Genomic DNA, 11110 nt, shown 5'->3' on the forward strand with positions numbered 1-11110 from the left:
GGAGGCCACAAGATGTACAAACTGCATGACCGTGTTTTGATGAAAAAGCCCCATGCCTGTGGCACCAACGACTGGGAAATCATTCGCCTAGGCATGGATATCAAAATTAAGTGCACCGGCTGCGGCCACATTGTGATGATGGCGCGACACGATTTTGAGCGTAAAATGAAAAAGGTATTGGTCCCCGCGGACACTAATCAAGAGAAAGAGTGAGTGACAGTGGCTTTAACAGCAGGTATCGTCGGCTTGCCGAACGTCGGTAAGTCCACGTTGTTCAACGCAATTACCAAGGCAGGCGCCGAAATGGCGAATTATCCTTTCGCGACCATCGACCCGAATGTTGGCATGGTGGAAGTGCCAGACGAACGCTTGGCGCGGATTGATGAAGTGATTCCAGCCAAAAAAATCGTGCATACGACCTTTGAATTCACCGATATCGCCGGCATCGTCAAAGGGGCGTCTAAAGGCGAAGGCCTGGGGAATAAGTTCCTCGAAAACATTCGCCAGGTCGATGCCATTATCCATGTGGTGCGAGCGTTTGATGATGATGAAATCACCAGCGTAACCGGCAAGGTGGATCCCCTCGATGACATGGAAACCATCAACTTGGAGCTGGCGTTGGCTGATCTGGATAGTGTCGACAAGCGCTATACCCGCGTGCAAAAGCAGGCCAAAGCCCGCGACAAGGAAGCCATGGCGGAATTCGCCGTGCTGGAAAAAATCAAACCCGTGCTGGAGGAAGGCAAGCCAGTGCGCACGCTTGATTTCAATAAAGACGAACAGAAAATCGTCAAAGGGTTGTTCTTGTTGACGACCAAACCGGTGCTGTATGTGGCGAATATCGCCGAAGACGCCATGGCCGATCCGGACAGCGTGCCTTATGTGCAGCAGATCAAGCAAGAAGCCGCCAAGGAAGGCGCCGAAGTGATTGCTGTGTCTGCGCGCACCGAGGAAGAAATTGCTGAGTTAGATGATGCCGACAAGGCCGATTTTCTTGAGGCGGAAGGCGTTAGTGAATCTGGGCTGGATAAGTTAATCAAAGCCAGTTATCATTTGTTGGGGCTGGCCACCTTCTTCACTGCTGGTGGCCCCGAAACCCGCGCTTGGACCTTCAAGCAAGGGATGCTGGCGCCGCAAGTGGCTGGGATTATTCATTCCGACTTTGAGCGCGGCTTTATTCGCGCCGAAACCATGAGCTTTGCTGACCTTGACCAATATGGCTCGGTGCAGGCGGTGAAAGAAGCCGGCCGCTACCGGTCAGAAGGCAAGGAATACGCGGTGCAAGACGGGGACATAATCGAGTTCCGGTTTAACGTTTAGGGGGAAGAATTTTGGCTCAAAAACCGATCAAAGAAGCAGAAGCTGTTGAAGAAACCGTTGATGTTGACGCACTCTTGCCGCAGCTGTCGAAAAAGAACGATGAATATATTTTCAAACTGCGCCGGATTTTGACTCAGCACCAATGGACCGAGGAGCGCCAGCGCACGGTTTTGGCTAAAATGCTGCCGGAAATCATCACGGCCCAGCACCAAGGCCGGCCAGCGACTCAGTTGTACGGACCGGTGACGGAAAAAGCGGAATCCTTGATTCATGCCCCGAAGCCGATTAAGAAAGTGGCCTTTTGGTTGTCTGGAGTTGATTTAGGCTTCCTGTTTGCCAGCATGTTTGGCTTGGTGTACGGCGGGATGGCCCTGTACAATCATGGTAAGGCCAGCGCCGGCAACGGCCTCTTGTCAATTATCGTGATGGCGATGACTGCTGGCTTTGCTTTTGCCCTGTACAATGACTGGAGCCGTGCTAAGAAGGATACCCGGATGAAGACCTGGCAGATTTTAACCTTGGCGGTAGTCATCATCTTGGCTGGCTCCTGGATTTCCGGCGCCTTGGCTTACCTGAACACGCCGCTGACTACGACCATGTCATGGTGGGCATACCTGATTTTGGCTGCTGCTTCTTATGGCATCCACTGGCTGCTCAAGCGCAAGTATCACTTGCGCGGCTTGATGGCTTAAAGCCGAACACACTGCGTCAAGCCCTGGTCTTGACCTGAATAAAAAGCGAACGATTTCGTGAGCAACCCGCTTTCTCAAAATGATTATTCGGGTCTGCGTGCGCAAAAATGAGATAATTATCATTTAAAAACCCTGTGCGGCCGCGGCTGCGTAGGGTTTTTCGCTTTCCCGTTGACGCCTGCTGGTGCCCAGTGCTATGCTAGTCGACAACAAAAACCAGTATTGAGTGATTCTTGGGCACAGTCAGATTAAAGACAGAAAGAGGGATTTTCTTGAGTAATTGGGACACGAAGTTCGCACGGAAGGGATTCACTTTTGACGATGTGTTGTTGATTCCAGCAGAAAGCCACGTTTTACCGCAAGACGTTGATTTACACGTTCAGCTGGCACCAAACTTGAAGTTAAACATCCCGATTCTTTCCGCGGGGATGGATACCGTCACCACCGCCGACATGGCCATTGCGATGGCCCGCCAAGGCGGGTTAGGCGTCATTCATAAGAACATGAGCATTGCGCAGCAAGCCGACGCAGTCTTGACCGTTAAGCGCTCGGAAAATGGGGTCATCATCAATCCGTTCTTCCTCACCGCCAATGATCCGGTTTCAGCGGCCAATGCTTTGATGAAGAAGTATCGCATTTCTGGCGTCCCAATTGTGGATTCCAAGGACTCGCGCAAGTTGACCGGCATCATCACCAACCGAGATTTGCGCTATGTTGATGATCACAGCGTGGCCATCGGTGCCGTGATGACCGCAGAAAATCTGGTCACCGCGCCAACCGGCACTAGCCTGAAGGAAGCAGAAGCCATTCTGCAAGCACACAAGATTGAAAAGTTGCCTTTGGTTGATGAAGACGGGCGCTTGTCCGGGCTGATTACCATCAAGGACATCGAAAAAGTCGTCGAATTCCCTGATGCCGCTAAAGATGACCACGGCCGGTTGCTGGTCGCCGCTGCGGTAGGGGTCACCTCTGACACCTTCGAACGCGCCCAAGCCTTGCTTGATGCCGGCGCTGATGCGATTGTCATCGATACCGCCCATGGCCATAGTGCCGGTGTGCTGCGTAAGATCAAGGAAATCCGGGCCCACTTCCCGCAAGCCACATTGATTGCCGGAAATGTCGCGACGGCGGCAGGCGCCGCGGCACTGTACGACGCCGGCGTTGATGTCGTTAAAGTCGGCATCGGCCCAGGTTCCATTTGTACCACTCGGATCGTGGCTGGGGTCGGCGTACCGCAGTTAACCGCGGTTTACGATGCGGCCACCGAAGCGCGCAAGCGCGGCAAGGCCATCATCGCCGATGGTGGGATCAAGTATTCTGGCGATATTGTGAAGGCTTTGGCGGCTGGCGGTTCTGCCGTCATGCTCGGGTCCATGCTTGCCGGGACTGATGAAGCCCCCGGTCAGATGGAGATTTATCAAGGTCGTCGCTTCAAGACATATCGTGGCATGGGTTCCTTGGGCGCCATGGAACAGTCCCATGGCTCTAAGGATCGTTACTTCCAAAGTGGCGTCAATGAAGCCAAGAAGCTGGTGCCGGAAGGGATTGAAGGCCGGGTCGCTTATAAGGGCAGCTTAGCCGATGTCATTTACCAAATGGATGGCGGCCTGCGGTCAGGGATGGGCTATGTTGGGGCCCCGACGATCACCGCACTGCAGGACAATGCCCAGTTCATCCAGATTTCTGGGGCAGGCCTGCGCGAAAGCCATCCGCATGATGTCCAGATTACCAAGGAAGCACCTAACTATTCTGTTGAATAAGCTCTGCTTGGAAAGGCCGCCGCGCGCGGCTTTTTCTTTTGGAGTTTATGCGTGGCGCCGCCACCGGCTGGCTAACAGAAGGGTGTACGTGATTTGCGTTAGTGGCTAGCCCATTTTCATCGTTTACTGGTGAGTCAGGTAGTTAGCTTGCTGCTTCGAGGGTCTGTTGGCCGGTGGATAAGCATCAGACAGCCAATGGCCGAGGGTGCCTGAGCACCTGGTTTCTTGAGATTTTTCAACGCTTGAAACCTGCACAAGCAAGGAACAGTCGCATTTGGTACAATGTAGGCGGTAACGAATACGCCACAAGTTAATGGAGCCTAATCATGAAAATTCTTATTGTAGACGATGATAAAGAAATCGTTGAATTACTGAGTATTTACGTTAAAAACGAACACTATGAACCGGTTTTGGCATACAGCGGCAAAGAAGCGATGACCAAGTTGGCCACTAACCCTGATATTGCACTGATGATTTTGGATATCATGATGCCGAATATGTCTGGCATTGAAGTGGTCAAGCAGGTGCGCAAGGATTCCCAGATTCCGATCATTATCGTGTCAGCGAAGACTGGCGACATGGATAAAATTCAGGGGCTCATTACTGGCGCGGATGACTATGTGACCAAGCCATTTAATCCGCTGGAAGTGATGGCGCGGGTCAAGAGTTTGCTCAGGCGCAGTACGAATAATGTCACCAACAACGAACCTGATCAGCTCGAAGTGGGGCCGCTGTCCATTCAGCGGGATAGCCATGAAGTGACGACGCTGACCGGTAGGCAGATTCAACTGACCGCACTGGAGTTTGGCATTTTGTATTTGCTGGCCAGTCATCCCAACCGCGTGTTCTCAGCGGATGAGATTTTTGAACGGGTTTGGCAACAAGAATCGATTGTGTCGGCCAAAACCGTCATGGTCCACGTGTCGCATTTGCGCGATAAAATTGAAGAAGCTACCGGCGGCGAAAAAGTGATTGAAACCGTCTGGGGCGTCGGGTATAAGGTCGAGGGCTAAGCATGGGAGAAAAAGTCCGCCTGACCGGCAAGGAGAAATCTGAGCTGTGGTTTGAAGGCGTCGTGACCGTCGTGCTCTTGTTGATGCTGAACTATGCGGTTTTCGTGCTGCTTAAGGAATTGATTGCCAGCAGTCAGCAGCTGCAAGACTCGATTTGGAGTGTCAAAAACGTTCTGACCTTTGGCCAAGACCGCCAGCATTTATGGAGCTGGCGCAATGTGTTCATGATTTTCATGTTTCTGCTAGATGTGCTGGTGGTGTACTGGCGACTCATCAGGCGCTATCGGCAGATTCAGATGCGCCATGTGATCCGGGAATTGCATTACATTGCAGATGGGCATTTGGATCATCGGATTCAGTTCAAGGTCAACACGGATTTGCAAAAGGTGATTAACTCCATCAATGCACTGGTGGATTCGACGGTCAATTCGATGAAGGAAGAGCGCCGGATTGAAAGCAGTAAAGACGAGCTGATCACCAATGTGTCGCATGACATTCGCACGCCGTTGACGTCGATTATCGGCTACTTGGGCCTGATTGAGGACCAGCAGTATCGCAGTGAAGACGAGCTGATCAAATACACACATACCGCGTACTTAAAAGCCAAGCAGATGAAGGTGCTGGTGGAAGATCTGTTCGAATACACCAAGGTCCGTCAAACCACCACGCCGCTGAATGCGGTGGAATTTGATATGGTGGCGATGCTGGAGCAACTGGCGGCCAGCTTTGAACTGGAAGGCCATAAGCATGGGCTGCGGTTTGTCGTGTCGGGGAAGCCTGATCCGTTAATGATGCAGGCTGACACCCAAAAACTGGGCCGCGTGTTCAACAACTTGATTGCCAACGCTTTGAAGTATGGCCAAGGCGCCAAACACATTTTCCTGGATGCCCAGAAAATCGGTTCAGAAGTCGTGGTGAAAGTCTCGAATGACGGCGCGCAAATCCCGAATGATTCGCTGAGCCAGTTGTTCGACCGCTTTTACCGCGTCGAAGAATCACGTTCGCAGGAAACCGGCGGCACCGGCTTGGGGCTGGCGATTGCGCAAAGCATTGTCACGCTGCATGGCGGCTACATCTATGCGGATTCCAGTCCTGAACTCACCAGTTTTGTTATGCACTTACCGCTGCGGTTGGGCCAAACTTTGAAGCCTGCCGCCCCTAAAAAAGAAGCTTAGGAGTTTGAAAATGAAAAAAATTTGGCGCACTGTCATCGCCTTAGTCGCAAGTTTGAGTGTTTGGGCCGCAGTCAGTCCCACCCCCGCCTTGGCCGCTACCAATGTCAACGTGGATGCCAAGGCAGCGTTGGCCGTGGATGCGAAAACTGGGCAGATTTTATATGCCAAAAATGCCGATCAGAAGCTCCCAATTGCTTCGATGACCAAAATGATTTCACTGTACCTGGTGCTTCAAGCCGTGCATGATGGCAAGCTGAAGTGGACCGATACGGTGTCCCCGGATCAGTCGATTTACGAACTGGCCAAAGACCGCTCGCTGTCTGGTGTACCGCTGGAGCCAGAGAATAAGTACACCATCAAAGAGCTTTACGATGCCAGTGTGATTTACTCGGCGAACGATGCGATGATGCTGCTAGCCAATGCCTTGGCCGGCTCGCAGGCGAATTTTGTGGCTAACATGCAGGCCCAGCTGAAAAAATGGGGCATTAACGACGCCGACATCGTCAACGTCACTGGTCTGAACAACAGTGCGCTGAAAACCGACCGCGTGGCTGGCACCGGCGATAATGCCGAAAACGAAATGTCCGCGAAGGATATGGCGATTGTCGCCAGCCATTTGCTGAATGACTACCCGGAAATTCTGAACACCACCAGCATCGCGTCGCAGGTGTTCCGCAAAGGCACCAGCGATGAAACCAAAATGGATAACTATAACTGGATGCTCAAAGGCTTAGTGTCAGCACAAGCTGATTTGCCAGTCGATGGGCTCAAAACTGGGACCACGGACCTGGCCGGGAACTGCTTCACCGGGACGGTGAAGAAGAATGGCTACCGGATCATTACTGTGGTGCTGCATGCCAATGGGACCGCCAGCACCCGGCGCTTTGACCAAACCGCAGCGCTGATGCGGGCAGTTTTTGCCGCTTGGAAGCCATTGGTCGCCACCAAAGCTAACCAGCCTGTGGCCGGGCATGCCAGGTTGGCGATTGATAAAGGCAAGCAAAGCAGTGTCGCTTTGAAAGCGACCAGCACCACCGAACTCTTGGTGCCGCAAACGACCACGGCGAAGGATTTGACTTATACTTATCATGCCAACAAGGGCTTTAGCGGGAAGGCCGAGGCGCCAGTCAAAAAAGGCACCACGACGGGTACGGTTACGGTGAATGTGAAAGGCGAGCAGCTTAGCTACCTGAGCACGGCTGGCAACCAAACTACGCTGAAAACTACCAAGACGGCAGAAAAAGCGAACTTCTTTGTTCTGTTGTTCCGCGGGATTGGTGAATTTTTCGGTAATCTGTTTTAACTCGTTCAAGGGAGATCTCAATTGTGCAGTATCATGAAATGACTGCCGATGGGTTAAAAACCTTAAAAGCGGAAGTTGTTTTGCTTCAAGCCGAGCGGCCGCGGCGCATTCAGGCGCTAGCGGCGGCGCGGGCGTTAGGCGATTTGTCCGAGAATGCCGATTACAGTGCCGCCAAGCGCGACCTGCGGCATTTGGAAAGTCGCTTGCGCTACTTAGATAAGGTGATTCGCTATGCGCAGGTGGTATCAGCCACCCCGACGGCGATTGCAGATTTAGGCAAGCGGGTGACGGTGCGCTTTGACGATGATGACGATACCGCCACCTATCGCCTGGTGGGGCCGCACGAAGCCAGCATGCGCCCAGATAATCTCGCTATTAACTCCCCGCTGGGGCGCGCCATCGATGGCCAACGCGCAGGCGCGACGGTAACGGTGACCGCGCCCAGCGGCGATTACGCGGTGACGCTGATTAAGTTGGCCTAAATCGATATGTTATAATTGACCTAATCAAAAGGTCGCGGAGGAGTTCAACCATGGCACTTTCACTACATGCATGTATTTTGCTTTTAAAAGAGCACCATCTGCTGAAAAGTAGTGCGGTGCAAAGTGATGTCGATACCGACATGACAGGCATCGCCTATGATTCGCGCAAAGTCTCCGGACCGACGCTGTTTTTCTGCAAAGGCAACCATTTCCGGCCAATTTATCTCTCCATGGCCAAGGACAATGGGGCCACGACTTATGTGGCGGAGAAGCCTTACGTCGAAGGTAATGGGATGAACGCTTTGATCGTGGTGAATATCACCAAGGCGATGGCGATTTTGGCGGCGGCGTTTTATGATTTTCCGCAAGACGATTTGTTCGTTATTGCCTTCACCGGCACCAAGGGCAAAACCACGTCGGCGTATTTCACTCGCGGGATTTTGGAAGAAGCGCACCCAAAACACGTGGCGTTGTTCTCCACCATTGACCGCATCGTGGGCCCGAATCCAGATCAGCGCTTCAAGTCTGATTTAACGACACCAGAATCCGTAGATTTGTTCCATGATATGCGGGCCGCCGTCGATAACGGCATGACTCATCTGGTGATGGAAGTGTCCAGTCAGGCTTACCTGCGCAATCGTGTGTTTGGCCTGAGTTTTGATGTCGGCTTTTTCCTCAACATTACGCCAGATCACATTGGCCCGAATGAACACCCGACCTTTGCCAACTACCTGCACAACAAGCTGCAGCTGGTGGTGAACTCACGGCAGGTGGTGCTGAATGCGGAAACTGAGCATTTCGATGAAGTGTATGCTGCCGCCACCACGACCACTTATCCCGACAGCATCTATCTGTACGCCAGCACCGACTTCAAGCCGCAACGTGATGATATCGAAATCGATTTTCGCTTCGCTAGCCAAACGCTCAACACGACTTACAGTCAGTTCCAATTGATACCCGTGACGGATAAGGCCGCTGCTTTGAATGTCGGCGGTCAGTATCAGTTGAGTCTGATTGGCGACTTCAACGAAAGCAACGCCACTGCCGCCATTATTGGCGCCGGTTTGGCTGGAGTGGATGGCGCCAAAGCGATGCCTGGCATTCGCCAAGTCACCATTCCCGGCCGGATGGAGCATCTCGCCATTCCAGGCCACGGCACCGTCTACGTTGATTATGCTCACAACTATGGCGGCATGAAGGCCTTGCTCCACTTCCTGAAAGCGGAATACCATGATCCGCGCATGGCGGTGGTGGTAGGCTCGCCTGGTGATAAAGGCGTTTCGCGCCGTCCAGGCTTCAGCAAGGTGCTGAATGAATACGCCACGACGGCCTATCTCACCACCGATGATCCCGGCTTTGAAGATCCCGCCAAAATTGCGGCGGAAATCGATGCTGGCATCGATCACGACCAGGTGCAAGTGGAAACGATTTTGGACCGGCGGGAAGCGATTCAAACGGCGATTGAAGCCAGCCGCGACGGCGGTATCGTGGTGGTTGCCGCTAAAGGCGCTGATCCTTATCAAAAGGTCCGCGGCATTGATACCCCATGGCCAACCGATATGGCTGTGGTGAAGGAAGTCGCAGCCAACCTGGCGCAAGCCTAATTTTCAGTGAGGTCGCTAGGCGCCGCCCAACCGCATACGGTTGAGTGGCGTTTTTTTCGTGTGAAGGAGGCAATTGTTTTGACACATTTAACCGCATTGACTGATACCTTTACGCTGACCAATGGCGTGGTCATGCCTATCGTCGGCTTTGGCACCACCGCGACGACCACACCCGCCAGTGTGGTGGCCGCACTAGTCGCCGGCTACCGCCAGCTTGAACTGACTCCCGGCAGTGAAGGCGCAGTTGTCGCGGGCCTGCAAACGGCAGGGGTGGCGCGGGCAGACCTGTTTATCACTGTGCAACTAGAAGTTGACGTCACTAGCCCCGTACCAGCGGCCATCGCGGCGACGCTTGAGGCTTTACACACCGATTATCTGGACCTTGCCCTCTTGCCGGCCGCGGCTGCGACCAGCACGCTGGGAGCGGCCTGGCAGGCGTTAGAGACGGCACTGGCCGCAGGTAAAGTTCGTGCCATCGGCCTCGCCGATTTTCAGCCCGATCAAATTGCGGCCTTGGCCCAAACGGCGCTGGTGCCGCCGATGGTCAACCAACTGCGCCTTAATCCTACCGACCAACAACCCGCCGCCGTTGCCGCCAGCAAAACGGCGCACATGGTGGTGGCCGCCTACAGCACCTTGGCGGCAGGGGCGCTGCTGACGCTCAAGCCCCTGCGCAAAATGGCCGCCCGCTACCAACGCACCCCAGCCCAACTCGTCTTACGCTGGGCCCTGCAGCACGACTATCTCCCGCTCCCGCGGGCGCAAGCTCCAGCTCACATCCAAGAAAACGCCCAGCTCTTTGATTTCGAACTGAGCTTCCATGACATGCAGGTCTTGGATGCACTGCAAGGCAGGTCTGTTACCCCCAAGCGGTCGAAATAGATGAAGGTTTGAATAGTGGCATTTTAGCGCCAGAGTCAACCGTCATGTTTTGCCTCCTGTCAGTTTAGGGGGAAAGTAGGCTTCAACGACTACCGTAGGGCAGGACAACCGGAGCAGGCAGGGGCTCAGGGGGGAAATTGTTCTTAGCCAACTTGTTGACTTAGAACAAGCTGCGACTTTGAGACTCCCAGCGCGAGGCGCAAAGCGCTGACCACCCCGCTTTCGCCCCTGCCTGTGGAGGTTTCCTGACCGGGCGCGCTTCATGGGTTAGCTATCATCCTAAAAGCGCCCCACTTCACAGCCTTTATGTTAAAATACTTGAGTTAACTTTTTAAGGAGGCGCGAGATGTACGAAGCGACGAAACGCAGACACGTGAGCGACCAAGTGGCGGCAGTGTTCCCGGAAGAAGTCACCAACCAGTTGTTTGACGTGATTAATTTGATGAATAAAAGCAAGCAACTGGTCACGGCACCAGTGGCCTTTGCCTTTTCCGATGACCATACCGACACCGAACTGTATGCCATGCTGATCCAAGGCAACCTGGCCCCAGCCCAAGAGTTCCCGCTGACCTATGAAGGCGACAAGGACTTCTTGGGCCATGGCTACATCTTGATTGCCAAGGATAATCCCAAGGCCATCTACATTGATTTTAGTAAGGCCAATGATTTGAGTGAACTGTAAAAGGGCGTAGGGCCCTTTTTTTTGGTCGGTTTTTCAGAAAATTGCTGGTCCCCCAGTTTACAATTCAAGTGCAACACCCTGACGACTAGACCAAAAAGGCCATGAAGACCTATTCTTGTTAGTACTAGCTAAACAAGAAAGCAGGAATCTTCATGACCCACTCTCAGACTAACACCCACAAGCATTACCAACAACTC

The 11110-nt window shown here is 53.3% G+C and carries 11 protein-coding genes; all 11 read left to right on the forward strand.

The genetic code is table 11. The features are described from left to right. The first annotated feature begins 12 nt into the window (after positions 1 to 12). Entirely contained in the window at positions 13 to 213 is a 201-nt protein-coding gene (locus EKM90_RS10645; RefSeq protein WP_125582464.1) for a DUF951 domain-containing protein, read from the forward strand. Positions 214 to 219: 6 nt separating this feature from the next. Next, positions 220 to 1320 (forward strand): redox-regulated ATPase YchF, encoded by a 1101-nt coding sequence (gene ychF / locus EKM90_RS10650; RefSeq protein ID WP_125582466.1) that lies wholly within the window; start codon positions 220 to 222, stop codon positions 1318 to 1320. 11 nt (positions 1321 to 1331) lie between these two features. Then, positions 1332 to 2012, forward strand: coding sequence for a DUF1129 domain-containing protein (locus tag EKM90_RS10655; RefSeq protein ID WP_164507954.1), 681 nt, complete (start codon positions 1332 to 1334; stop codon positions 2010 to 2012). Positions 2013 to 2284: 272 nt separating this feature from the next. Next, positions 2285 to 3772, forward strand: coding sequence for an IMP dehydrogenase (gene guaB, locus EKM90_RS10660; protein WP_125582470.1), 1488 nt, complete (start codon positions 2285 to 2287; stop codon positions 3770 to 3772). Between the two features lie 326 nt (positions 3773 to 4098). Next, positions 4099 to 4785, forward strand: coding sequence for a response regulator transcription factor (locus EKM90_RS10665; protein WP_125582472.1), 687 nt, complete (start codon positions 4099 to 4101; stop codon positions 4783 to 4785). Between the two features lie 2 nt (positions 4786 to 4787). Further along, positions 4788 to 5960 carry a sensor histidine kinase gene (locus tag EKM90_RS10670; RefSeq protein ID WP_125582474.1) on the forward strand — a complete coding sequence of 391 codons (1173 nt, stop codon included), beginning with the start codon at positions 4788 to 4790 and terminating at the stop codon, positions 5958 to 5960. A gap of 10 nt (positions 5961 to 5970) precedes the next feature. Then, positions 5971 to 7263 carry a D-alanyl-D-alanine carboxypeptidase family protein gene (locus tag EKM90_RS10675; protein ID WP_125582476.1) on the forward strand — a complete coding sequence of 431 codons (1293 nt, stop codon included), beginning with the start codon at positions 5971 to 5973 and terminating at the stop codon, positions 7261 to 7263. Between the two features lie 20 nt (positions 7264 to 7283). Further along, on the forward strand, positions 7284 to 7745 hold the full coding sequence (gene greA / locus EKM90_RS10680; RefSeq protein WP_125582478.1) for a transcription elongation factor GreA: 462 nt from the start codon (positions 7284 to 7286) through the stop codon (positions 7743 to 7745). A gap of 50 nt (positions 7746 to 7795) precedes the next feature. Then, entirely contained in the window at positions 7796 to 9349 is a 1554-nt protein-coding gene (locus EKM90_RS10685; RefSeq protein ID WP_125582480.1) for a UDP-N-acetylmuramoyl-L-alanyl-D-glutamate--2,6-diaminopimelate ligase, read from the forward strand. A gap of 78 nt (positions 9350 to 9427) precedes the next feature. After that, positions 9428 to 10231: an aldo/keto reductase gene (locus tag EKM90_RS10690; protein WP_125582482.1), complete on the forward strand. Its 804-nt coding sequence runs from the start codon at positions 9428 to 9430 to the stop codon at positions 10229 to 10231. Between the two features lie 346 nt (positions 10232 to 10577). Continuing rightward, entirely contained in the window at positions 10578 to 10913 is a 336-nt protein-coding gene (locus tag EKM90_RS10695) for a hypothetical protein (RefSeq protein ID WP_125582485.1), read from the forward strand. Positions 10914 to 11110 lie beyond the last annotated feature (197 nt).

Origin of the sequence: Lacticaseibacillus suibinensis, from assembly GCF_003946175.1 — a bacterium.
GTDB classification, from domain to species: Bacteria; Bacillota; Bacilli; order Lactobacillales; family Lactobacillaceae; genus Lacticaseibacillus; species Lacticaseibacillus suibinensis.

Bases quoted from the DNA above. Each gene is read 5' to 3' on its own strand.
- EKM90_RS10645 (WP_125582464.1), top strand. From the start codon at position 13: ATGTACAAACTGCATGACCGTGTTTTGATGAAAAAGCCCCATGCCTGT.
- EKM90_RS10665 (WP_125582472.1), top strand. From the start codon at position 4,099: ATGAAAATTCTTATTGTAGACGATGATAAAGAAATCGTTGAATTACTG.
- EKM90_RS10670 (WP_125582474.1), top strand. From the start codon at position 4,788: ATGGGAGAAAAAGTCCGCCTGACCGGCAAGGAGAAATCTGAGCTGTGG.
- EKM90_RS10675 (WP_125582476.1), top strand. From the start codon at position 5,971: ATGAAAAAAATTTGGCGCACTGTCATCGCCTTAGTCGCAAGTTTGAGT.
- EKM90_RS10685 (WP_125582480.1), top strand. From the start codon at position 7,796: ATGGCACTTTCACTACATGCATGTATTTTGCTTTTAAAAGAGCACCAT.
- EKM90_RS10695 (WP_125582485.1), top strand. From the start codon at position 10,578: ATGTACGAAGCGACGAAACGCAGACACGTGAGCGACCAAGTGGCGGCA.